Genomic DNA, 21,640 nt, shown 5'->3' with positions numbered 1-21,640 from the left:
ATCGAAATCCGGCTATGCTTAGATTAAGGACACCCTCAAGAATCCACATCACGCTCATTGATTTAAACGGTTCGATTGGTAGAGTTGATGGCGGAGTTGGTCTGGCTCTGGAGGAGCCCCATATCGAAATAAAAGCTAAGGAGAGCGAGACATTTGTCCTGAAAGGTGAACCAATCAACAGAGAAAGGTTCGAGATTGCAGCGGCAAAAATGGCCGAATACTGCGGCAGAGGTGCAGAGATAGAGGTTGTTTCAGATTATGATGCACATGTTGGCCTCGGCAGCGGGACGCAGATAAGCCTTGCTGTAGGAAGGGCATTCAGCGAGCTTTACGGTTTAAATCTCACTACAAGGCAGATTGCCGAAATAATGGGCAGGGGTGGAACCTCGGGCATCGGTGTTGCTGTCTTCGACCACGGAGGATTGGTTGTGGATGGAGGGCATTCCACCAAAGAAAAGAAGAGCTTCCTGCCCTCTTCAGCCAGCAGGGCAAAGCCCGCTCCAATGATAGCGAGGCTCGACTTTCCCGATTGGAATGTGGTTCTGGCAATACCCGACCTGAAGGGATTTTTTGGGGAGAGGGAGGTTAACCTCTTTCAGAAAAGCTGTCCTGTCCCTCTTGAGGATGTGAGGGAGATTTGTCACCTCATTCTCATGAAAATGCTTCCTGCTGTTGTCGAAGCTGACCTCGACGAGTTTGGAAAGGCTTTGAAGAGAATCCAGGAGCTAGGATTCAAGAAGGCAGAGGTTGAGCAGTACGGTGAACTGATTAAGGGCTGCTTTGACCTTGCCGACTGCATTGGAATGAGCTCCACCGGCCCGACGGTTTATGCCATTACCGACTCAAATGCGGGGGGGATTGAGAGGAGCTTAAGAGATTACTTCGCCGAAAAAGGTTACGAATGCAGAACCATAGTAACCAAGGCGAGGAACAGGGGTGTCGAAATTGAGGTATAATCTCTGGTTTGGGGTTTACGATGGTAAAGAGATAAAGCTCAGTGAAAACTTTGAGGAGTCGTTTTTAAAAGCCGAAAACCCATCTCCACTGCCGTTCAATGTTTCTGAAGTTGGAGCGAAAGCCTTGGGGAAGGACTACTACCGGATTCTGCGAAAAACTGCCCTGGCCGTGTCTGAGAAAATGGTCGAGAAAGAGTTGAGGAGGGAAGACAGATACGTCGTAGCGCTTGTAAAGGCTCTGGAGGAGATCGACGAGTCAATAAACATGCTGAACGAGAAGCTTGAGGATATAAGGGCTGTCAAGGAGTCTGAGATAACGGAAAAGTTTGAGAAGAAAATTAGAGAATTGAGGGAGCTTAGGAGAGACGTGGAGAGGGAGATTGAGGAGGTAATGGAAAAGATTGCGCCGAACATGACTGAACTAGTAGGGGCGAAGGTCGCAGCAAAGCTCCTCGAAAGGGCTGGGAGCATGGAAAGGCTTGTGAGACTGCCTGCAAGCAAGATTCAAGTTATAGGGGCCGAAAAGAGCCTTTACAAGGCCTTTGCAAGGATGAAAAAGGGCAAGAAGGCAAAAATTCCGAAGCACGGCATAATTTTCCTTCACCCCTTCATAAGAACTCTGCCCAAGGCCAAGAGGGGCAAGATGGCAAGGTTTCTGGCTGCAAAGCTCGCCATTGCGGCGAAAATCGACTATTTCAGGGGTGAAATTGATGAAAGCCTTTACGAGAGCATAAGAAGGCGCTACGAGGAGTTGAGGAGGAAATGAAGGAGCTGATGAGGAACGTTTACCTGCTTGATGACACGCTGGTGACGAAAAGCAAATACGGCAGCCACTATGGAGAGAAGGTCTTTGACGGATACAGGGAGTGGGTTCCGTGGAGGAGCAAGCTTGCGGCGATGATTTTAAAGGGGCACAGGCTCAAGCTAAGAGGGGACGAGAGAGTCCTCTATCTTGGGGCGGCGAGCGGGACGACTGTAAGTCATCTGGCGGACATAGTGGATGAGGGGATAATTTACGCTGTCGAATACTCCGCAAAGCCCTTTGAAAAGCTCCTTGAGCTGGTGAGAGAGAGGAATAATATAATCCCTCTTCTCTTTGACGCATCCAAGCCGTGGAAGTACAGCGGGATTGTGGAGAAAGTCGATTTGATTTACCAAGATATAGCCCAGAAGAACCAGATTGAAATTTTAAAGGCCAATGCGGAGTTTTTCCTGAAAGAGAAAGGAGAGGTGGTCATCATGGTAAAGGCGAGGAGCATCGACTCAACGGCAGAACCTGAGGAAGTCTTTAAGTCGGTTTTGAAGGAAATGGAGGGGGATTTCAAAATTGTTAAGCACGGAAGCTTGATGCCCTACCACAGGGACCACATCTTCATCCACGCTTACAGGTTTTGAAAAACCAAAGCTTTTTAATCATAAAGTTTAGGAGGAGAAGGATGATAGATTTGGCCATAATGCTCACTGTAGAGGGAATGGGTGTTGTATTTCTCGTTCTGTCCATTTTAGCGCTCTTTATGTGGCTTATGGGAAAGGTGGCGGGAAGTGCGAATAAAGAGAAAATTGAGATAAGCTCGGATTCTACCGGATTTAGTGAAAAAGAGATTTTTGCAATTGTTGCAGCCCTATCAAGGCATGAGGGGTTGCAGGTTGTTGAGATAAGCGCACCCCAGAACTGGAAAAGGGTTGCCAGGCTGTATGCGATGAGGTGGGTCGAATGAGGTTTTACAGAATTAGGGTTGACGGAGCCGACTTCAAAGTGGGTGTGGAGAAGCTGAGAGAAGGAGTTTACAGGGTGAGGGTAGGAGATAAAGAGGCCGAGGTGGTCGTTGAGGACATCTACGAAAGGGCTGAGAGGCCATCGTTTGAACCAGTTGCTCCATCCGCTTTACTTTCGGAGGTAAAAGAGGAGCTTACCGCACCGGAGAACGCTGTAACCTCCATGCTTCCGGGGGTGGTTCTGAAAATCCTTGTCAAGCCGGGGGACAAAGTAAAGGCGGGAGAGCCGGTTGTGATTGTTGAGTCGATGAAGATGGAGAACGAGATTGTGAGTCCTACTGAGGGGGTTGTTGCAGAAATTCTCGTGAAGGAGGGGCAGAGGATAGAAGCTGGGGATATCGTTGCCATAATCCAGCCGGTGAGCTGATGCTCGGAAGCCTCGTGATGATTGGTGTCGGATTACTGCTGGTTTACCTCGGTATAGTCAAGAAAATGGAGCCCCTCCTCCTCGTCCCCATCGGTATAGGAGCCATTCTCGTCAACATTCCCGGCGGTGGGCTGGCTGAAGAAGGGAGCATTTTCGATCTCTTTTTAAAGTATCTGATCCACACCGAAATAGTCCCTCTCCTGATTTTCCTCGGTCTTGGAGCCTTAACTGACTTCTCTCCGCTGCTTGCCAATCCCAAAACGTTTCTGCTTGGTGCTGCAGCTCAAATTGGAATTTTTGCCGCTCTCATTGCCGCGCTCTTCCTCGGTTTTACACCGCAGGAGGCAGCTTCAATCGGCATAATCGGCGGGGCTGACGGGCCCACAACAATTTACACCACCACAATTCTCGCTCCTCATCTGCTCGCTGCAACTGCCGTCGCAGCATACAGCTACATGTCCCTCGTTCCGATTATCCAGCCACCAATCATCAAGGCTCTAACGTCGAGCAGGGAGAGAAAAATCAAGATGAGGCAGCTAAGAATAGTGTCTAAAAAAGAGAAGATTCTTTTCCCTATTGCAACCATAATTATTTCCGGTTTTCTCGCCCCCAAAGCACTCCCTCTTGTCGGAATGCTCATGACAGGCAACCTGTTCAGGGAGAGCGGTGTTACCGACAGACTGGCGAAAGGGGCGAGTGAGGAGCTGATGAACATCATGACGATAATTCTTGGCCTGTCCGTGGGAAGCACAATGAGGGCGGAGAGCTTTCTGACGCAGAAAACTTTGCTTGTCCTCGCTCTTGGTGTTGTCGCTTTTGCTGCAGCAACTGCCGGCGGTGTGCTGCTTGCGAAGGTAATGAACCTCTTCCTGAAAGAAAAAATCAACCCCATGATCGGTGCAGCGGGGGTTTCTGCAGTCCCGATGTCGGCGAGAGTTGTTCAGAGGCTTGCAATTGAGGAAGACCCCCACAACCACATCCTGATGCACGCAATGGGGCCAAATGTAGCTGGAGTTATCGGTTCTGCCGTTGCGGCAGGAGTCTTGATTCAGATTCTTGGGTAGGTTAATCATCGCATTTTGAGGCGTATCTGCTTTTTTTATTTATTCACGAATTTCGAAATATTGTAATAATAACAATAAGAGTAGAGGAAATCTATAAATATAGCTAAAGATAATTCATCTTATGGGAGATAAAAGGTCACGTTTCGAAATTTTTGTTGCTATTTTAAAAATCACAAACAGCGGAGCCAACATGACCAAGATCGTTTACGGTGCGAACATAAACTTCAAGATGGCTCAGAGTTATCTTGAGGAGCTTGTTGAAAACGATTTTCTCGTTTTGGATTCAAAAAATGGGAAGAAAACATACAGCACCACCGATAAGGGGAGAGATTTTGTGAAAAAATATGGCGAACTGCAGGAAATGACTGAGTAGTGATTTGCCTCAGTAGCCATTCTTCGAATTCTTTAAATATTCTCACGCAGTAGTTTCACTATGTTAAGAGATATTGACAAACTCCTTGAAATGATAAAAGACGGAAAGCTGTCAAAAGAGGATTTGTCAGAAAGGGAGCTCAAAGTTTTGCTTGAACTGGGACTTGCAGAGCTGAAAGACGGAAAACTTGTAATTACAGAGAGAGGAGAGAGGTTTCTGAACCTTCCTACTGAGTAATCCTCCTTAATTTTTACCCTGATTTTGGCTTCTGATTTTATTTTCAAATATTATATATAACATTTCGACCAATATTCCTTGTCGGCAGAATGCCGAGTAAGAGGTGAAAAAATGAGAAAAATGCCTTTGGGCATATTGGGAGCAATGGTGGCTTTGAGCCTTGTCATAGGCGTAAGCGCTACCTTTAGTGACTACAACGCAGATAGAAGCGTTCACTGGAACATTACAACTGACGATACAGAGCTTATCGACCTTAAGCCGATACAGCCCTACGCCTACATCGCTGACAACGGAGAGCTTGTAGTGGACTTCTCACCTGAAAACCCAAATTATCCGGGATACGGTGATGGAATAAGCCCTGCCAGCGAGTATAACTTCGACGAGGTTTTTGCGGTTAGCAACCATCTGTGGGAAGACATGTGGATAGTTGTTAGAGTTACTTCATCCGATACGCATGTGGAATTCTACAGCCACGAGGGTGGAGTTTATGCGGTGGATGGCGGTGCTGCAGCAACAGCATCAGACAGTGCGAGAGATGATGTTTGCTTTACTCTTGGACCAAACTCGGAAAAGAGAATTGGAATGGACCTCAGCGCTAACGGTGACAGTCCGGGAGATGTGTGGGATGAGACGATGACAGTCAAGGCCTACAGGCTTGGAACAGAGCCTGCAGAGCTGAATAACTGTGGACAGGTGAGATAATGAAAAAGTTAGCGGGACTTCTGCTTCTTATTGTTGGCTTAACCCTAACAATAGGAGCGGGAGCAAACTTCAGGTATTACGAGGCAGAGAGGAGCGTGACGGTTAATATAACATCAGATGACAACGAGTTTATTGATCTAACTCCAATTCAGCCCTACGCCTACCTAAACAACGGAAAGCTGACCATTGAGATATCGCCAAACAACCCCAATTATCCGGGTTATGGCGATGGAATGAGCGTCAACACGACCTACGTGTTTGAGGAGATGTTCAACGTGAGCAACGAGCTCTGGGAGAACGAAGATGCGGACTTCCCGATTTGCGTCCACATATCGCTTAACCAGGGAGATGGCATCTCGTTCTTTGCTGGAGACTATGATAGCCCGATAAGCGGTCCGGGAACACAGATACACTTCACCGTCTACCACAACCAGCCGGTTCCAGTTGGATTCATATTCGACAACACGAACAAGGATCTGGGAAGCAATGAAGCGCAGATGAGTGTAAGTGCAGATGCGGGAGCTTGCGAGTAAGCTCTCAAATTTAATTTTTTATGAGGAAAGTAAATGAAAAAGCTCGTAATTGCGATAACACTACTTCTCATAGCTCTCGGATGGAGAGCTCCGGCTATCTCTGCTATAGCTGCGGAGACCATAAACGGAGTTTTGCTTTACTCTCCCTCACCATACGGCAGCAATGAGGAAAATCTTACAATAGACATCACCGAAAACAACCCGAATTATCCGGGATACGGCAAGGGATTAAGCCCCGGCTCTACTTACAGATTTGACGATTTGCTGAGAATAGAGAACGGCAACGGCTTTCCTGTTTGTGTTGTCCTTCACTCGCAGAGTGACTTGATTAGGTTTTACACCAGCGGTGAGGCTTTGCAAACCATCAGCTTCTCCCTGGCAGTTAACGAAAGCATTTCAGTGGGCGTTGAGTTCAGCTCAACCGAGCTCGGGCTGATGGAGGAAAGTTACAGCATTAAGACGTTTGAAGGTGAGTGCGATGAAGCTGTCTGACCTTCTCATGCTTATTCTTGCAGTATTTCTGCTTGCATCAACGGCAGGATTTTTGCTTAACAGGCCGGTTCTGCTTTCCTACGTTACATCAGACAGCATGACTCCAACGCTGAACAGAGGAGACCTTTTCCTCATAAATCCGCTGGCAGAGGCGAAGCCGGACGACATAATCGTGTTCAACCTCAACGGCCACTGGACGGTCCACAGAGTTGTGGCGGAGACGGATGGGGGATACATAACCAAAGGAGACCACAACATCGCCACAGACCAGCAGGGGTCTAATAGTGTTGTCAAAAGGGAGAGCGTTGCGGGAGTAGTTTTGGTTTTGCTTGGAAATCCCATAAAAATCCCTGAGGTGGGAAACTACATTCAGAGACTTTCGGGCACAACAATGAACATTCTGCTTGCAGTTTTCATGATAGTAGGTGGAGCTATGCTTTTGACGGGAAAAGAAGAGAGGAGGAAGAAGGAGAGAAAGGTTTACAGGCTGAGATACAAAACTGCCTACGTTGCAGTCTCAACAATATCAATTGCAATGCTCCTTCTTTCGGTTATCGCCACTTGGGGGGTTGTTGGGTTCAACTATGCATCAACGCTGGCAGGTGGGCAGAAAGAGGGGTGGTATCTTCCCGAATCGGAGTTTGACAGGCAGATTGAGATAAAGAACAACGCCCTTTTTCCACTCCTTTACCTTTTCAGCTCAGAAAGTGAGAGAGTGGAGCTGAAGGATGAGAGCAAAATACTTTCAGGAGGGGACAGGGCAGAGTTAAGCGTTCACGTTAGAGTTCCGTCAGAAACAAGAATTTATTATGAGGAGGTAAAGGTTCACGCTTATCCGCTCATTTTACCATCAGATTTGATAATCAGAATGTACGGTTTGAATCCTTTCCTGCCGCTCGCTGCCTTTGCGGTGGAGCTAGCAGCGGTTCTGGGCGTGATATACTACGCCACGAGGGCTGGAGAGGAGGAGGTTATAAGATTGAGTAAAAGAAGGAGGTTGAAATTATGAAAAAGTTGTTAATAATCCTTGCCGCCACGCTCGTGCTCGTTCTGGGTTCGAGTGGTAATTTCAGAGAGTATTACGGGGCGAGGGGAGTTGCTGTCAACATAGCTGATAACAACAGCTCCTACATAGGCTTTGAATGCCCCGAAATGACTCTCTACCTTGCCAATGGCGATAGCACAGGTGTGATTAGCGTGAAAAACAACCTTGGGGAGGATGTTGAGCTGTACTTCTCCACACCAAATGACATCCTGACATTCAGCAACCCGACTTTTCTGTATGCAGGTGAGGAAAAGCTCGTTGAGGCTGAATTCAGAGGAAGTCAGGGAGAGTACACGATACCGATTGACATCGAGGCTTTCTGGGATAACGGTTCAGCCAAAATCCCTGCATGCAGCGTTAAAGTTGTTGACCCAGCTGTCAGGATGAGCAAAGTGTTACTCAGCGGTAACACAACTGTCCCGCTCTTCACGAGAGAGGTATGGAAGTTCAGAATTCTCGTCGAGAGCGATGCTGGTGACAATTACACCATCCTTGACACGATTCCTGCAGAGTTTGAGGTTCTGAGCATAGCAGCTTCAGATGGCAGTTTCGCAACCCACCACCCCGGAGCGGGGAGGAGCTGTACAACCAAGATAGTCTGGGATGTCTATGTTGAGGGAACAGAGTTCATGGATGTAACAATCGCAACAAAGCACAATCCTGCGGGAAAACAGGAGTTCACAAGTCCGGGAAGTTACAATCTCAACGATGGTGCGGAAATCAAGGGGCTTGGAATTGTGAGCAACCCCATCATCGTTAAAGCAGTGAGGTGATTTTATATGGAATCTAAATATAAAAAATTGACGACAGTTGTGCTGTCTGTTGCGGCAGCATTGCTGGCTGTCATGGCCCTTTACGCCTTCTCAACTCCGGCTGAGAGTGTGAGAAGTGTTATTAATGAGGTGGTGGAGCAGAAGGGAGAGTTTAAGCATCATGCAATGCTTTCGAATGAATCAATTTACGGCAGTAAGGCATCGCTCGACTACTACCCTGCCGGAATTACAGGGAGCATAGAGGGCGAGTATCTCTACTCCATAAGCCCTGAAAGGGCTGGAGAGTATCGAATGACTGTCAGAACCACCTACTTCGTTCAGGATGGGAGAGACAAGGTTCAGATTTGGGAGGACACGCTAAAGGACGAGCAGGGTGAGTTCGCTGGTAGTTTGAGCATTCCGATTGCGTTTAACTTCACCCAGATGGGCGAAAGACTTGCTGCGGTGAAAGATGGCACAGCGCTGCCGAGACTAACGAGGATTACGGAGATAGCCTTCACAGCTAAAGCCGAAAACGAGAGCTTCAACCACACAATCACGCTGAAGGAAGGGAGCGACCTTTACAGCTTTTCAGATGATTCTAAGAGTATAAGAACGGTTTACAGCACGAAAGAAGTCACAGAGAACAGCTTTGGTGGATTGAGTGTAAACAGCGCCAGAATAGTTTATGCGGCGATGGCGGTTTTCGCTGCAGTGCCGGTAGCGATTCTGAACAGAGATGCTTTCAAGAGAGAAAGGAGAAATCCCCACGTCATTAATGGCAGGAGAGAGGGTGCAAAAATCATACTGGAAAGCGAGGAAGACCTCAAAAAGGTCTTTGCAATGTCAGACAGTCCCGTTGTGAAGACAGAGATTGACGGAAAGGCAGTTTACTCAATAGCAGCAGAAGGAGTGGTTTACGAGTACAGAGAAATTTAGTTTTCAATTTTTTTGCACAATCAGTGAGCAAAAGTTCTTAATCCTTGACGCAACTTCAATCATGCACCTCCAGAGGCTGAAAGAAGAGCTGGAAAGAGACATTGCGCGTATCGCGGAATTTAAGCCTGTAGTGCACCACATCACGAACTACGTGGCGATGAACGATTCTGCCAACATAACCATAGCTATCGGCGCATCACCGATAATGAGCTTCGCTCACGGGGAAATCGATGAGCTTGTTTCGATTGCATCTTCTCTCCTGATAAATATCGGAACCCTTGACGAGTACATAATCCAGGCGGTAATGCTGGCAGTCAAATCGGCAAAAAGCAAAGGGGTGCCGGTTCTGCTCGACCCAGTTGGGTCTGGAGCAACAAAGCTGAGAACATCCACAGCCTTGTCGGTTGCGGAGGAGGGTGTTGATGTTATTAAGGGCAACCAAGGGGAGATTCTTAGCCTTCTGAGAAAGGAGGGGGTTGTTAGGGGTGTTGATTCAAAAGTTACGGCCGAAGCTGCAGATGTTAAGGAGGTTGCCAGGAAGTTCGGCTTGGTGGTTGTGGCAACCGGAAAGGAGGATTTGATTAGCGACGGTAGAAGCGTTTACGTAATGAGAAACGGCACGGAGATGCTCGGCAGGATTACGGCGAGCGGCTGCATGCTCGGTAGCGTTATAGCCAGCTTCATGGCTGTTCAGAAGGATTTTCTCCTCGCCTCACTTGAGGGGCTGGCATGCTACAACGTTGCCGGAGAGCTTGCGGCTGAGAAAAGCTCCGGAACGGCAAGCTTTCGCTCAAACCTTATAGATGAAATTTCAAAAATAACCGCGGAGAAGGTTATTGAAAGGCTGAACCTTGAGAGGGTGGTCTGATGAGCAGGCTTGAGGATTATTTGAGCGTTTACTTCATAACGGATTCCGAATTCGGCCGAACGCACGAGGAGCTTGCCGAAATGGCTTTGAGGGCTGGAGTGAGAGCAATCCAGTTCAGGGAGAAGAAGCTCAGCACGAAAAGGATGTACGAAATAGGAAAGAGGCTCAGGGCGCTTACAAGAGATTACGACGCTCTTTTCTTCGTAAACGACAGGATAGATGTTGCCCTGGCCGTTGATGCGGACGGAGTCCACATCGGGCAGGATGACATGCCTGCTTTTGCGGCAAGGGAAATCTTTCCCGGCTACATTGGCGTTTCAGCCGGCAACGTTGAGGAGGCGAAGAAGGATGAGAGGTTCGCTGATTACCTCGGAGTCGGGCCTGTGTTTCCAACAAAAACGAAGGAAGATGCGGGGGAGGCAATCGGTATTGAAGGGTTGAGGAGAATAGTTGAGAGCGTGAGTGTCCCAGTTGTGGCCATCGGCTCAATAAATAAACAGAATGCCATCGAAGTTCTGAAAACCGGTGTGGCCGGGATTGCTGTAATATCAGCCATAGCTGCGGCGGATGACCCTGAGAGGGCTGCAAGAGAGCTGGTTGAGCTTGTCAGACGATTTAAATCCGGGTTGTAGCTTTCAAGCACAGTCGCAGAATTTTTATAGTATCATGAAAACTTATAACATGCTCGAACTGAACGGTGTGCCGGTTGATGATACATACTGCGAGGCTTTTGATGGGATATATTCGAGAATTATCGTAACGGCAAAGCACAAGTGGCTGCTTAAGAAGGCCGCATACTCCGCAACAGCCTTGCCCTCAACCGTTTTTGGTGAAGCTGAGGGTGGTGTTGAAAAATGGCTCTCACCTCAGGAGACTCCCGATGGCAGGCTTGGAGCCATCTGCCAGATTTGGGTTCAGAAGTCCAAGAAGTTCCTTGACGTTTTGATGAGGGAGATGGGGAAGAGGATAAGGCAGGGAATTCTCGTCGTCCCCACTACGAGGGTTTTCAATGCTACCGAAAGCGAAACGAAGTTTGATGCTGAAATAAACGTTGGGAGGTGCGGTGACGGCTACGAGTGGGAGGACGAGATGTGGGGAAGGAAGGTTATCAGAGTCCCCATAATGTTCGGAGAGTTCATAATCGAGCGCTATATTGGTTACGCTGAGGGCATCGCTGGTGGAAACATCTGGTACTTCTGCGAGAGCGAGGAGGCCGCTTTAGAGGCGGGAGAGGCCGCGGTTGAGGCGCTAAAGCAGCTGGATGGTGTGATAACGTCCTTCGACATCTGTTCCGCTGGAAGCAAGCCGGAAACGAAGTATCCGGAGATGGGTCCAAGCACGAACCACTACTTCTGTCCCACACTTAAAGGCAAAATCCCCGATTCAAAGGTTCCTGATGGCGTTAAATCGATTCCAGAAATCGTCATCAATGGCATTAAAAGAGAGGTGGTTGAGAAGGCAATGTTCGTCTGCATGGATGTTGTCAGCAAAATCGACGGCGTTGTGAGAATCTCTGCAGGCAACTACGAAGGAAAGCTCGGCCAGCACAAGATTTACCTTAAGGACCTGATTGAGAAGTACTCCTGATTTTCTTTTTTCCTTATCTGCCTTCAATCAATCCTCTTAGCTTCTCAACAGCTTCCTCCTTACTCCCTTTTACCTTTCAGAACTTTGCTCCTCGACTTTTCACCGCTTACGAGCTCAACCTCACCGAATATCTGTCTGAATATGCCAAGCAGCTCCCTGTTCGCTTTCCCCTCCTTGGCGGGGCTTTTTATCCTCACCTCCACCGCCCTTCTCCACTCATCATAGCTGAAAGAAACCTCCTTTGAACCCGGAGAAACGTGCACTGAAATGAGAACTCCATCCTTAGCTTCCCTCACAGCATCCTCAACTTTCGCCATCTCAGAAAACTCTTTATTTTGCCTCTTAACCTTTTCCTCATGAAGGTTGGAATAATTGGAGCGAGCGGATACACGGGCTCCGAACTCCTCAGGATTCTCGCTAACCACCCCGAGGCGGAGGTGATAGCAGCATCATCCAGAAGGTATGAGGGGCAGAAGATATGGAAGGTTCATCGCTTTCTGAAGGGATTTTACGACCTTGAGTTCTGCAGCCCTGAGCTGAGCAATTTCGGTGATTGCGATTTGGTTTTTACAGCCGTCCCTCACGGAGAGGCGATGAAGTACGTCCCCCAGCTTCTTGACAGCGGGATAAAGGTTGTGGACATCTCCGCAGACTACAGGCTGGATAAGGAGACCTACGAAAGAGTCTATGGAAAAAAGCATGAGGGTTATGTAGAAGCGGTGTATGGTTTGACGGAGCTGCATAGAGAGGAAATCAAAAAGGCAAATCTTGTGGCAAATCCCGGCTGCTACCCCACTGGCACAATCCTCGCAGCATCACCCCTCGCAAAGCTTGAGCTGATTGAGAGGGTTGTTTTTGACTGTAAGAGCGGGATAACGGGAGCTGGAGAGTCTCCCTCCGCCTTCACGCACTACCCCAACCTGCACGAGTCAATAGTGCCCTACAAAATCACAGAGCACCGCCACTACTACGAGATGGTTCAGGAATTGGGCAGGTTTCAGAGCGACATCAAAATCTCCTTCACCCCCCAAGTCTATCCCGGCTCAAGGGGTATTTTGACCAACGCCCACGTCTTTCTGAGGGGAGAGCTTACAAGGGAGGAGCTTTACAGAATCTACGAGGAATTCTACGAAGACAGCTTCTTTGTCAGAATTCAGGAGAGTGTCTCCCTCAGTCAGGTGAGGGGGAGCAACTTCTGCGACATCTCCATCCATCCCGGAGAAGACAGGGTTGTAGTTGTTTCCGCAATCGACAACCTCGTGAAGGGGGCTTCGGGGCAGGCGGTTCAGAACATGAACCTGATGATGGGGTTCGACGAAACCCTTGGACTCAGAACTCCACCACTCTTCCCATGAAAAATTTTTTACACAGCCCCACCAAAAGGAAATGGTAGGGCAGGCATCGGTGAGAGGAGCATGGTGAAGGACGTGGTAACGATAAATGTTGGAAAAAACGGTGTGACGGAAAGCTTAATAAACGAGATAAATTTCCTGCTTGAGAAGCGCGGGGCAGTTAAGGTTAGAATGCTCCGCAACTTCAGAGAGTCATCGGGTAAGGATAAAAAGGAGCTTGCCCGGGAAATAGCTTCAAAGGTTAAGGGCAGGCTCGTTGATTTCAGAGGGTTCGTGCTAACCTTCGAGAGGTGAAGATATGGCGACAGTGTATGATGTTCCGGCGGATTTGCTGATCAAGAGGGTTGCCGAAAGGCTGAAGGACATGGTTGCCCCTCCAGAGTGGGCAAAGTATGTTAAAACGGGAGTTCACAAGGAGAGGAGTCCAGAGCAGGATGACTGGTGGTATTTGAGGCTCGCATCAATTTTCAGAAGAGTTTACATTGACGGTCCTGTGGGCATCGAGAGGCTCAGAACCTTCTACGGTGGGAGAAAGAGGAGGGGTTCAAAGCCTCCGAAGTTCAGAAAGGGAAGCGGGGCTATAGTGAGAAACGCGCTCCATCAGCTTGAGCAGCTTGGTTTTGTGAAGAAAACAAGGGAGGGCAGAGTTGTAACTCCGATGGGGAGGTCTTTCCTCGACAAAGTTGCAACAGAGCTAAAATCTGAACTCGTTTCCGAGATACCTGCCCTCGAAAAGTACTGAGGGTGGTTTTTATGGATGATCTGGAGGAAATAAGGCGCAGGAAGCTGATGGAGTTGCAGAGGCAGAAGGAGCTTGAGGAGCTGCAGAAGGAGGAGATGAGGAGACAGGTTGAGGCACAGAAGAAGGCAATTTTGAGGGCAATTCTTGAGCCCGAAGCTAAGGAGAGACTTTCACGCTTAAAGCTCGCTCATCCTGAAATTGCTGAGGCAGTTGAGAACCAGCTTATTTATCTGGCTCAGGCTGGAAGAATTCAGAGCAAGATAACTGATAAAATGCTCGTTGAAATTTTGAAGAGAGTTCAGCCCAAGAAGAGGGAAACGAGAATCATAAGGAAGTGATATTATGGGTAAGAAGACGGTTGGCGTTAAGAAGAGGCTGGCGAAGGCCTACAAGCAAAACAGAAGAGCTCCCGTCTGGATTACTGTGAAGACCAAGAGGAGCGTCTTCGGAAGCCCCAAGAGGAGGCACTGGAGGAGGAGCAAGCTGAAGGTGTGAGGTGAGGGCAATGGCCAAGGTTGTCGTTGAGAGGGTTTATTCAATAAGGCTCAGGCACAAGATGAAGAGGTATCCGAGATGGCTTAGGGCGAAGAAAGCTGCAAAGTACGTCAGGAAGTTCCTCAGCAGGCACATGAAGGTAGAGCCAGAGAACGTGAAAATTGACACCGCTGTTAACGAGAAAATCTGGGAGAGAGGAGCGGAAAAACCACCAACAAAGATAAGAGTAAGGGCTGTGAAGTTCGACGACGGAATAGTGGAAGTTGAGCTCGCGTGAATGAAAGTTGCTGTTAACGGCAATCCGCTGATTGGACTCTACGCCAAGGTGTCTGAGGAGTATGCAGTAGTGGGGGTAAACCACGAGCCTCTGATTGACGCCATTCAGGAGAAGCTTGATGTTGATGTTATCGTTACAAAAATAGCCGGTTCCGAGCTTGTTGGGGCGATGATGGCTTTGAACAGCAGGGGGGCAGTGGTTAGTGATCAGGTCCTCTCCAGTGAGCTCAGGGAGCTTGAGAAGAGTCTTGATGTGCTGGTGATTGAGACTCCAATGACCTGCTTCGGAAACAATCTGCTGATAAACGATAGGGGTGGGATTGCCAACCCTGAAATGGAGAGCAGTGTGGTGGAGAAGGTGGCCGACTTTATGGACATAGAGCTTGTCAAGGGGACGGTGGGGGGTATAAAGACCGTCGGCATGGCTGCGGTGGTGACGAACAGGGGTGGGCTTGCAAATCCCAACATAAACGAGTGGGAGGCGAAAAAGCTGCAAGAGGTGGCGGGAGTGGAAGTTTTAACCGGAACCGTTAACTTCGGAACGGATATGGTTGGTTCGGGCCTTGTAGCCAACTCAAAAGGATATGTTGTGGGTAGAGACACAACAGGCTTTGAGCTGGGCATTGTTGAGGAGGCTTTATTCCCGTGAGGTGGTAACATGAAGTTTGAGGTTAGAGGAGCGTTTAAGACTCTGGAAGGCTGGCAGAAGTTCACGAAAGTTGTTGAGGCGAACAATGAGAGATACGCGCTTGAGAAGGTGTATTCTCTAATCGGGAGCAATCACAAGGTTAAGAGAAACCTCATAAAGATTGAGGAAGTGAAGCAGGCATGAGCTCTGAGAAAGAAGTTCAGGAAAAAATTGCGACTCTGCAGATACTGCAGGAGGAGGCAGAAGCGCTTCAGAGAAGGCTCATGGAGCTTGAAATCCTCGAAAACGAGTACAGAAAAACTCTTGAAACGCTGGAATTTTTCGAATCGATAGACACTAGCGTTGAGGCGTTGATGAACCTCGGGGGAGGCGTTTTTGCCTACGTTGACGTGAAAAACAGCAAGAAAATGCTCGTTGACATCGGCAGCGGTGTTGTTGTCGAAAGGGAGGTAGGAGAGGCCATAGAATTCGTTAAGAACAGAATAAAAAAGATTGAGGAGAATCAGGAGAAAATGACATCGATGCTCCAGCAGGTTCTCTCGCAAGCTCAGAGAATCCAGCAGGAGCTTGCTGCGAGACAGCAGAAGGAGTGAATTGAATGTTCAAGGCTCTCAAGGAGAAGCTAAGCGGTTTGAGGAAAAAGATAGAGGAGGAGGAGAAGGAGGAAATTGAAGAAATAAGGAAAGAGGCTGAGGAGAAAAGAGAAGCTAAAGTGGAGGAGAAGAAAGTAGGGCTGAAAGACAAAGTTGCCGCACTTGTAATAAGCAGAGAAGTAGTTATTGATGAAAAGAAGGTAGAGGGAATTCTTGAAGAACTTGAAGAGATTCTCCTTGAGAGTGATGTTGCATTTGAGGTTGTTGACGCAATATCCGAAGCCCTAAAGAGCAGACTGGTCGGCAGGAGGAAAAAGCTGACCGAAAAGCTATCCGACATTGTTATGGAAGAGTTAAGGTCAATAATATTTGAAATTCTCGACGAAAACAGGTTTGATTTTGATGAGTTCATAAAGGAGAAGCTGAAGGAGAAAAAGCCGGTGGTTATAGCCTTCGTCGGTGTTAACGGCACAGGAAAAACGACAACAATCGCTAAGGTTGCGAACAGGCTGATAAAGCAGGGCTACTCAGTCGTTCTCGCTGCAGGAGACACGTTCAGGGCGGGAGCGATAGAGCAGCTTGAAGAACACGCGAAAAGGCTCGGTGTTAAGCTGATAAAGCACAAGCACGGCTCTGATCCAGCAGCGGTTATTTACGATGCGATAAAGCATGCGGAGAGTAAAGGCATAGATGTTGTGCTTGCCGACACAGCAGGCAGAATGCACACAAAGAAGAACCTCCTCGACCAGCTTGAGAAGATAAAGAGGGTGACGAAGCCGGACCTGATTATATTTGTAGATGAGAGCATTGCCGGAAACGATGCTGTTGAGAGAGCGAGAATGTTTGCAGAAACGGTAGGAATTGACGGGAGCATTTTAACCAAGCTCGATGCCGACCCCAAGGGAGGTTCAGCAATCTCCATCAGCTACGTAACCAAGAAACCCGTGCTTTTCTTCGGTGTGGGCCAGGAGTACGACGACCTTGTGAAGTTTGATTCTAAGTGGCTGGTTGAGAGAATCTTTTCATGAGGATTCTCATCCCTTTTAAGGCTAACAACCCCAAATCGAGGCTTTCCTCCATTCTCAGCGAGGAGGAAAGAAAGGAGCTTGCAAGGCTCATGCTCCTTGACGTAATTGATGCAGCCAAACCATTCGGGGAAATCAAAGTTGTGTGCCCCTCAGAGTTGGACGTTGAAGGGGTGGAGGTTGTTGTTGACACCTCAGACCTGAACACAACCGTTAATAAGGTAATGGACGAAGCTCCTCTTGCGGTGATAATGTCCGACCTCCCTCTCCTCAGTGAGGAGGTTTTGAAGAGGTTCTTCGAAACAGAGGGCGATGTTGTAGTTGCTCCGGGAAGGAAGGGGGGTACGAACATGCTTCTCGTGAGGAAAAGGGGGTTTAGAGTTTCCTATCACTTCGGCAGCTTTTTCAAGCATCTGGAAATGGCCCGCAAAATGGGGATGAAGGCAAAAATCTTCGACTCCTTTTACTCCTCCGTTGACATCGATGACGAGAGCGACCTTCTTGAGCTGATGATGCACGGGAGTGGGAAAAAATCCTATGAGTTTTTGAGGAAAATCGGTTTCTCCGTCAGTTTTGAGGAAACACCCAGGCTGGAACGTAGAGTTTTTATGCAACCATAATTAATAAAACTTCGATGGAGAACTTCGAAATCTGGGTTGAGAAGTACCGCCCGCGCACTCTTGATGAAGTCGTGGGGCAGGATGAAGTTATACAGAGGCTTAAAGGGTATGTTGAAAGAAAAAATATACCTCACCTCCTCTTTTCCGGACCTCCTGGAACTGGTAAGACGGCAACAGCAATAGCTCTGGCGAGGGACCTGTTCGGGGAAAACTGGAGGGACAACTTTATAGAGATGAACGCGAGTGATGAGAGGGGAATTGATGTTGTAAGGCACAAAATCAAGGAATTCGCGAGAACGGCCCCCATAGGAGGCGCTCCCTTCAAGATAATCTTCCTCGACGAGGCTGATGCACTAACTGCCGACGCTCAAGCAGCCTTGAGAAGAACAATGGAAATGTACTCAAAATCCTGCCGTTTTATTTTGAGCTGCAACTACGTTAGCAGGATAATTGAGCCCATTCAGAGCAGATGTGCGGTTTTCAGATTCAAGCCGGTGCCCAAGGAGGCGATGAAGAAAAGGCTGCTTGAAATTTGCGAGAAAGAGGGTGTGAAGATTACAGAGGACGGGCTTGAGGCTCTGATATACATCTCAGGAGGGGACTTCAGAAAGGCCATAAACGCCCTTCAGGGTGCAGCAGCAATTGGGGAGGTTGTTGATGCGGATACGATATACCAGATAACCGCAACAGCAAGGCCTGAGGAGATGACGGAGTTAATCCAGACGGCGTTGAAGGGTAACTTCATGGAGGCGAGAGAGCTGTTGGACAGGCTGATGGTGGAGTACGGGATGAGCGGTGAGGATATAGTTGCGCAGCTTTTCAGAGAGATAATTTCGATGCCCATAAAGGACAGCCTGAAGGTTCAGCTTATCGACAAGCTTGGAGAGGTGGATTTCAGGCTGACGGAGGGGGCGAACGAGAGGATTCAGCTTGATGCCTATCTTGCGTACCTCTCCACTTTGGCCAAGAAGTGATGTGGGAGCAATTTAAGAAGGAAAAGCTCAGAGGTTACCTCGAGGCAAAGAATCAGAGGAAGGTCGATTTTGATATAGTTGAGCTTCTCGACCTGATCAACTCTTTTGATGACTTCGTAACTCTTTCAAGCTGCAGTGGGAGAATAGCAGTCGTCGACCTTGAGAAGCCTGGAGACAAAGCAAGCTCCCTTTTTCTGGGCAAGTGGCATGAAGGCGTGGAAGTCAGCGAAGTAGCAGAGGCAGCGTTGAGGAGCAGAAAAGTTGCCTGGCTAATTCAGTACCCGCCAATCATTCACGTTGCTTGCAGGAATATTGGGGCTGCGAAGCTGCTCATGAATGCGGCAAATACCGCCGGTTTCAGAAGAAGTGGTGTTATTTCTCTTAGCAATTACGTTGTTGAAATAGCCTCTCTCGAAAGAATTGAGCTTCCAGTTGCTGAGAAGGGCCTAATGCTCGTCGATGACGCCTATCTATCCTATGTTGTTAGGTGGGCGAACGAGAAGCTTCTCAAGGGAAAGGAAAAATTGGGAAGGCTGCAAGAAGCTTTAGAGTCTCTTCAGCGTGAAAACGCCTATTGCAGCGATTAGTATCGCTCCGACAATCGCTCCCGCAAGGTTCTGCAATGCGTTGGGTGCCTCTGGATTGAGTACGTAGGCTGCTGAGGCCCAGACAATCAGACCGAAGGCAATCAGAAGAAAGATTATCGTGAAGTACTTCGAAACTCTCCTTTTTTCCGCGTAGGCATCGGCAGCCCTCGCAAGAAGTGCGAATATCCCGGAAAGCACGAACCACCACGTGCTGTAAAAGATAAAGCTGGAAATTGCCTGAGCTGCATCAGCAATGTTGACGGCGGCGTTGAAGCCATTGACGATGCTGATTATAAGAAGTATCGCAGAGGTGACGTAGAATATGAAGGAGAGCCTCCCCTCAACCAGAGAAACTCGAACTGTCTCCAGGAGGTTCGCTATGTTCTGCTCCCATCCGTAAGCCTTTACCATGAAGTAAACACCGAGGAAGAATATTATGCCACCGAGCCCCCATTCGGGATGCTGCATGACGAGAAATATTGAGTAAACGAGGAATATCATTCCAAGGGGTGCAAGGGTGATTCTAGCAATTTTCGGGTCGTTAAGCATCCTTCTGATGAGGAAGTACGTGCTTTCTATCGTCCTGCTCTGCCTCACAACAACGCGGTGAACGGAATCGATCTTGACTCTTGAGGATATGATTGGAAGGACGAACTCGTCCTCCGAGCCATCTGTTACGACTATTGCGCTTGACGGTCTGAGGTTCAGAACAACTCTGTCAAGCTGCTCGGCAATCTTCGAGTCGGAGACAACACCAACGCTCCTGTCTCCGCAAACAACAACCACCTCAACATCCTCTCCCCTTCCTTTGAGTTCATCGTAAATTTTTATTGCCGCAAACATGGCGTTGACGTCAGAATCTTCGGGATCGGCGGTTCCGAGCCTTACTGCAGCGGATACAATGTTGTCTCTGCCGATAACGGGCGAGGATATACCTGCCTTTTGGCCCAAATCATCGTCCCTGTCGATTACGAGCACGAGCTTTTTTGGCATTAAAAAAATGTGATGGAGAATATATAAAAAGCTATCTGAACTTGCCGAGAATGTCTCTCGCAATCGTGTTTAGCTGCACTTCCTTCGTCCCCTCGTATATTTCGGTAATCTTGGCATCCCTGAAGAACCTCTCCACCTCGTACTCTGCAATGTATCCGTAGCCTCCGTGCATCTGCACCGCCTCATCGCAGATCTTGACGGCAAGCTTTCCTGCGTAGTACTTCGCCATAGAGGTTAGCCCGGGATCGATTCTGCCCTGGTCGTAGTTCCACGCTGCCTTGTATATCAGCAATCTCGCAGCCTCAAGCTGCGTTTTCAGGTCAGCGATTCTGTGCTGCAAAGCCTGGAACGCAGCAATCGGCTGCCCGAACTGCTTCCTCTGCTTTACGTAGTTGACAAGCCTGTCGAAAGCACCCTGGGCAATTCCCAGAGCCTGAGCGGCAATCTCAATCCTGCTCTCATCGAAGAACTCGAGAACCTGGTAGAATCCTCTGTTGAGCTGCCCTATAACCGCTGAATCATCAACCCTCACGTCCTTGAATACGACTTCAGCAGTCGGCGAGGCCCTTATACCCAGCTTTCCTCCAATTTTTGTTGTCTTCAGTCCAGGAGTGTCTTTCTTAACAAGGAAGGTGGTAAATCCTCTGTAGCGTGGCTGCGCGTTTGGATCAGTTACTGCCAGCACAACGTAGTAGTCCGCGATGGTGCCATTTGTGATGAAGGTCTTGGAGCCGTTAATAACCCACTCATCTCCATCTTTTTCAGCTTTGGTTTTGATTGCCGTCAAATCGCTACCCGCCTCAGGCTCGGTGTAGCATCCGGCGGTGATAGCTTTACCACCCGCCACCTTCGGCAGAACCTCCTTTTTCTGCTCCTCACTGCCGAACCTCATTACAACCTCTGAAGAGAAGTCAGAGAGGATTATGGCACTCCCGATTGTGCTGTCCGCCCTGCAGAACTCCTCTACGATGAGTATGTTTTCGAGAACACCCATTCCCGCTCCGCCGTACTCTTCGGGGAAGTGCACGCCTATGAAGCCGAGTTCGCACGCCTTTTTCCACAAATCGAAGGGAAACTCCTCATTTCTGTCGTATTCCTCGGCCCTCTCCTTTGTAAACTCATTTACGGCGAATTCTCTGGCAGCGTTTTTAATATCCTTCTGCTCTTGTGTAAGCTCGAAGTCCATGAAGCCTCTCCCAACAGGAAAATTTAATATTTGCCTTTTCACCATTATATTGCGATGCTGCCTCAGCAGTCTCACACCAAAACCTTATATTTTCTGCGTGTTAAGGCAGAATGATGAACTTGGTGTACATGCAACTGTTTCCGGGCGGGCAGGAATGGTTGCTGATACTGCTGATAATATTTGTGCTGTTTGGAGCCAGCAAGCTGCCAGAAGTAGCCAGAAGTCTTGGAAGGAGCATGGGAGAGTTCAAGAAAGCTCAGAAAGAAGCGGAAATGGAGCTCAGGCAGTTTGAAAGGGAGCTGAGGGAAGGTAAATACACCAAAGACGAGAAAAGGGCGAAGCTTGAGAAAATAGCGAGGGACCTCGGAATAGACCCGGAGGGAAAGAGCGACGAGGAACTGATTGAGGAGATAAACAAAGCTCTTCCAAAGAGGGAAAAGGCAGAACCGTAAATTTT

Annotated in this window: 34 protein-coding genes; 31 read left to right on the top strand and 3 right to left on the bottom strand. The window is 48.5% G+C overall.

Going from position 1 to position 21,640, the window contains the following annotated elements; all coding sequences use genetic code 11:
- Positions 1–14 precede the first annotated feature (14 nt).
- The 17 genes from AF_RS10505 to AF_RS10430 all read left to right on the top strand — a co-directional run bounded on the left by AF_RS10505 (position 15) and on the right by AF_RS10430 (position 11,691).
- Entirely contained in the window at positions 15–956 is a 942-nt protein-coding gene (locus AF_RS10505; RefSeq protein ID WP_010879581.1) for a beta-ribofuranosylaminobenzene 5'-phosphate synthase, read from the top strand.
- Positions 937–1,722 (top strand): NOP5/NOP56 family protein, encoded by a 786-nt coding sequence (locus AF_RS10500; protein ID WP_010879580.1) that lies wholly within the window; start codon positions 937–939, stop codon positions 1,720–1,722. The genes AF_RS10505 and AF_RS10500 overlap by 20 nt, the downstream gene beginning before the upstream one ends.
- A complete protein-coding gene (locus AF_RS10495) occupies positions 1,719–2,351 on the top strand; it encodes a fibrillarin-like rRNA/tRNA 2'-O-methyltransferase (protein WP_010879579.1) in 633 nt (210 codons plus the stop codon). Before AF_RS10500 ends, AF_RS10495 begins: the two co-directional genes overlap by 4 nt.
- 41 nt (positions 2,352–2,392) lie before the next feature.
- The gene (locus tag AF_RS10490; RefSeq protein WP_010879578.1) at positions 2,393–2,674 is read left to right on the top strand and encodes an OadG family protein; all 282 of its coding nucleotides are present in this window, start codon (positions 2,393–2,395) and stop codon (positions 2,672–2,674) included.
- On the top strand, positions 2,671–3,099 hold the full coding sequence (locus AF_RS10485; protein ID WP_010879577.1) for a biotin/lipoyl-containing protein: 429 nt from the start codon (positions 2,671–2,673) through the stop codon (positions 3,097–3,099). The genes AF_RS10490 and AF_RS10485 overlap by 4 nt, the downstream gene beginning before the upstream one ends.
- Positions 3,099–4,163 (top strand): sodium ion-translocating decarboxylase subunit beta, encoded by a 1,065-nt coding sequence (locus tag AF_RS10480; protein WP_010879576.1) that lies wholly within the window; start codon positions 3,099–3,101, stop codon positions 4,161–4,163. Before AF_RS10485 ends, AF_RS10480 begins: the two co-directional genes overlap by 1 nt.
- Before the next feature lie 121 nt (positions 4,164–4,284).
- Complete coding sequence (locus AF_RS10475; RefSeq protein ID WP_010879575.1) at positions 4,285–4,536, top strand: DUF4364 family protein; 252 nt, start codon at positions 4,285–4,287, stop codon at positions 4,534–4,536.
- 60 nt (positions 4,537–4,596) lie between these two features.
- Positions 4,597–4,773, top strand: a complete 177-nt coding sequence (locus AF_RS13145; RefSeq protein ID WP_156029588.1) for a hypothetical protein — start codon at positions 4,597–4,599, stop codon at positions 4,771–4,773.
- Positions 4,774–4,884: 111 nt separating this feature from the next.
- Positions 4,885–5,475, top strand: coding sequence for a DUF1102 domain-containing protein (locus tag AF_RS10470; RefSeq protein ID WP_010879573.1), 591 nt, complete (start codon positions 4,885–4,887; stop codon positions 5,473–5,475).
- Positions 5,475–6,008 carry a DUF1102 domain-containing protein gene (locus AF_RS10465; protein ID WP_010879572.1) on the top strand — a complete coding sequence of 178 codons (534 nt, stop codon included), beginning with the start codon at positions 5,475–5,477 and terminating at the stop codon, positions 6,006–6,008. The genes AF_RS10470 and AF_RS10465 overlap by 1 nt, the downstream gene beginning before the upstream one ends.
- 33 nt (positions 6,009–6,041) lie before the next feature.
- Positions 6,042–6,500: a DUF1102 domain-containing protein gene (locus tag AF_RS12455; protein WP_010879571.1), complete on the top strand. Its 459-nt coding sequence runs from the start codon at positions 6,042–6,044 to the stop codon at positions 6,498–6,500.
- A complete protein-coding gene (locus tag AF_RS10455; protein WP_048064526.1) occupies positions 6,487–7,509 on the top strand; it encodes a signal peptidase I in 1,023 nt (340 codons plus the stop codon). Before AF_RS12455 ends, AF_RS10455 begins: the two co-directional genes overlap by 14 nt.
- Positions 7,506–8,318: a hypothetical protein gene (locus tag AF_RS12450; RefSeq protein ID WP_010879569.1), complete on the top strand. Its 813-nt coding sequence runs from the start codon at positions 7,506–7,508 to the stop codon at positions 8,316–8,318. Before AF_RS10455 ends, AF_RS12450 begins: the two co-directional genes overlap by 4 nt.
- A gap of 6 nt (positions 8,319–8,324) precedes the next feature.
- Positions 8,325–9,236: a hypothetical protein gene (locus AF_RS10445; protein ID WP_010879568.1), complete on the top strand. Its 912-nt coding sequence runs from the start codon at positions 8,325–8,327 to the stop codon at positions 9,234–9,236.
- 61 nt (positions 9,237–9,297) lie between these two features.
- Positions 9,298–10,104, top strand: a complete 807-nt coding sequence (gene thiM / locus AF_RS10440) for a hydroxyethylthiazole kinase (protein ID WP_010879567.1) — start codon at positions 9,298–9,300, stop codon at positions 10,102–10,104.
- On the top strand, positions 10,104–10,736 hold the full coding sequence (gene thiE, locus AF_RS10435) for a thiamine phosphate synthase (protein ID WP_010879566.1): 633 nt from the start codon (positions 10,104–10,106) through the stop codon (positions 10,734–10,736). The genes thiM and thiE overlap by 1 nt, the downstream gene beginning before the upstream one ends.
- 49 nt (positions 10,737–10,785) lie before the next feature.
- Positions 10,786–11,691, top strand: coding sequence for a formylmethanofuran--tetrahydromethanopterin N-formyltransferase (locus AF_RS10430; RefSeq protein ID WP_010879565.1), 906 nt, complete (start codon positions 10,786–10,788; stop codon positions 11,689–11,691).
- A gap of 59 nt (positions 11,692–11,750) precedes the next feature.
- Here AF_RS10430 and AF_RS10425 read toward each other — a convergent pair whose 3' ends face one another.
- A complete protein-coding gene (locus AF_RS10425) occupies positions 11,751–12,008 on the bottom strand; it encodes a DUF167 family protein (protein ID WP_048064524.1) in 258 nt (85 codons plus the stop codon).
- Between the two features lie 39 nt (positions 12,009–12,047).
- Here AF_RS10425 and argC point away from each other — a divergent pair, with 39 nt between their 5' ends.
- From argC to AF_RS10360, 13 genes are read left to right on the top strand one after another with little or no spacing between them, the layout of a single operon-like run.
- Complete coding sequence (argC, locus tag AF_RS10420) at positions 12,048–13,046, top strand: N-acetyl-gamma-glutamyl-phosphate reductase (RefSeq protein ID WP_010879563.1); 999 nt, start codon at positions 12,048–12,050, stop codon at positions 13,044–13,046.
- 60 nt (positions 13,047–13,106) lie between these two features.
- Positions 13,107–13,337, top strand: a complete 231-nt coding sequence (locus AF_RS10415) for a YhbY family RNA-binding protein (protein WP_048064523.1) — start codon at positions 13,107–13,109, stop codon at positions 13,335–13,337.
- A 4-nt stretch (positions 13,338–13,341) separates the two neighbouring features.
- Positions 13,342–13,785, top strand: coding sequence for a 30S ribosomal protein S19e (locus AF_RS10410; RefSeq protein ID WP_010879561.1), 444 nt, complete (start codon positions 13,342–13,344; stop codon positions 13,783–13,785).
- A gap of 11 nt (positions 13,786–13,796) precedes the next feature.
- Positions 13,797–14,123: a DNA-binding protein gene (locus AF_RS10405; RefSeq protein ID WP_048064758.1), complete on the top strand. Its 327-nt coding sequence runs from the start codon at positions 13,797–13,799 to the stop codon at positions 14,121–14,123.
- 4 nt (positions 14,124–14,127) lie between these two features.
- Entirely contained in the window at positions 14,128–14,280 is a 153-nt protein-coding gene (locus tag AF_RS10400; RefSeq protein ID WP_010879559.1) for a 50S ribosomal protein L39e, read from the top strand.
- 10 nt (positions 14,281–14,290) lie between these two features.
- Complete coding sequence (locus tag AF_RS10395) at positions 14,291–14,557, top strand: 50S ribosomal protein L31e (RefSeq protein WP_010879558.1); 267 nt, start codon at positions 14,291–14,293, stop codon at positions 14,555–14,557.
- Complete coding sequence (locus tag AF_RS10390; RefSeq protein ID WP_010879557.1) at positions 14,558–15,205, top strand: translation initiation factor IF-6; 648 nt, start codon at positions 14,558–14,560, stop codon at positions 15,203–15,205.
- A 9-nt stretch (positions 15,206–15,214) separates the two neighbouring features.
- Entirely contained in the window at positions 15,215–15,388 is a 174-nt protein-coding gene (gene rpl18a, locus AF_RS10385; protein ID WP_010879556.1) for a 50S ribosomal protein L18Ae, read from the top strand.
- The gene (pfdA, locus tag AF_RS10380; protein ID WP_010879555.1) at positions 15,385–15,798 is read left to right on the top strand and encodes a prefoldin subunit alpha; all 414 of its coding nucleotides are present in this window, start codon (positions 15,385–15,387) and stop codon (positions 15,796–15,798) included. The genes rpl18a and pfdA overlap by 4 nt, the downstream gene beginning before the upstream one ends.
- Before the next feature lie 5 nt (positions 15,799–15,803).
- Complete coding sequence (gene ftsY, locus AF_RS10375) at positions 15,804–16,826, top strand: signal recognition particle-docking protein FtsY (RefSeq protein WP_010879554.1); 1,023 nt, start codon at positions 15,804–15,806, stop codon at positions 16,824–16,826.
- Positions 16,823–17,443, top strand: coding sequence for a 2-phospho-L-lactate guanylyltransferase (cofC, locus tag AF_RS10370; protein ID WP_010879553.1), 621 nt, complete (start codon positions 16,823–16,825; stop codon positions 17,441–17,443). The genes ftsY and cofC overlap by 4 nt, the downstream gene beginning before the upstream one ends.
- A 14-nt stretch (positions 17,444–17,457) precedes the next feature.
- Positions 17,458–18,417, top strand: coding sequence for a replication factor C small subunit (locus tag AF_RS10365; protein WP_010879552.1), 960 nt, complete (start codon positions 17,458–17,460; stop codon positions 18,415–18,417).
- Complete coding sequence (locus tag AF_RS10360) at positions 18,417–19,004, top strand: tRNA(Phe) 7-((3-amino-3-carboxypropyl)-4-demethylwyosine(37)-N(4))-methyltransferase (RefSeq protein WP_048064522.1); 588 nt, start codon at positions 18,417–18,419, stop codon at positions 19,002–19,004. Before AF_RS10365 ends, AF_RS10360 begins: the two co-directional genes overlap by 1 nt.
- Here AF_RS10360 and AF_RS10355 read toward each other — a convergent pair.
- Both AF_RS10355 and AF_RS10350 read right to left on the bottom strand, forming a co-directional pair.
- A complete protein-coding gene (locus tag AF_RS10355) occupies positions 18,963–19,997 on the bottom strand; it encodes a DUF373 family protein (protein ID WP_010879550.1) in 1,035 nt (344 codons plus the stop codon). The two genes, AF_RS10360 and AF_RS10355, sit on opposite strands and share 42 nt — an antisense overlap.
- Positions 19,998–20,028: 31 nt before the next feature.
- Entirely contained in the window at positions 20,029–21,183 is a 1,155-nt protein-coding gene (locus AF_RS10350) for an acyl-CoA dehydrogenase family protein (protein ID WP_048064757.1), read from the bottom strand.
- Between the two features lie 110 nt (positions 21,184–21,293).
- On the opposite strand from AF_RS10350, the gene tatA reads away from it, so the two are divergent.
- On the top strand, positions 21,294–21,635 hold the full coding sequence (tatA, locus tag AF_RS10345; RefSeq protein WP_010879548.1) for a twin-arginine translocase TatA/TatE family subunit: 342 nt from the start codon (positions 21,294–21,296) through the stop codon (positions 21,633–21,635).
- The last annotated feature ends 5 nt before the right edge of the window (positions 21,636–21,640 follow it).

Source organism: Archaeoglobus fulgidus DSM 4304, assembly GCF_000008665.1.
GTDB classification, from domain to species: Archaea; Halobacteriota; Archaeoglobi; order Archaeoglobales; family Archaeoglobaceae; genus Archaeoglobus; species Archaeoglobus fulgidus.
The sequence above is the reverse complement of the archived record's forward strand: the minus strand, read 5'-3'. Positions and strand labels throughout refer to the sequence as shown.